Genomic DNA, 519 nt, shown 5'->3' on the forward strand with positions numbered 1-519 from the left:
AATGCAAACGCGATTGATGTTGAAGCGTTGCTTGAGCCGCTCGACCACAGGCAAAAGCGTTGTGACATCGGTCGTATTGCCGGGCCACATCTCGCAACAAATCGGCCGGCCCTCATCGTCGATAACCGCCCCGACCACCATCTGGACAAGATCGTGCCGATGATCCTTGCTGAATTCTCTTTGACCGATGCTCTCTCCGCCACGGCCCTCGAAGTAAATCGAGGTGGTATCGAAAAAGACCAGATCCAGATTCGAAAACAGGTCGCGACGATAAGAAAACAAGAGCTCTTCAACCAAATCCTTGTTGCAGCGCGGCGAAATGCCGGAGCCGTCGTCCGTCCCGCCGATCTGCTCACCCAAAAAACCCATGGCGCGGTAAAGATGATGAAGGTCCAGTCCTTCGATGCCGTCGATGATGTAATCGCGGCACCAGCGGCTGCAAAAACGGTCCGATCCGGAAACCATCAACCGGTGCAAAACCGTGAGAAAAATGGCGCGTTCAACATCGAATTCATTTTA

1 pseudogene is annotated in these 519 nt (G+C 53.4%); it reads right to left on the reverse strand.

The window, feature by feature from the left end:
- Nucleotides 1–513, reverse strand: a pseudogene (locus MRX98_RS22330) (IS1634 family transposase); the annotation flags it as partial.
- Nucleotides 514–519 lie beyond the last annotated feature (6 nt).

This window comes from Desulfatitalea alkaliphila (assembly GCF_022968795.1).
GTDB lineage: Bacteria > Desulfobacterota > Desulfobacteria > Desulfobacterales > Desulfosarcinaceae > Desulfatitalea > Desulfatitalea alkaliphila.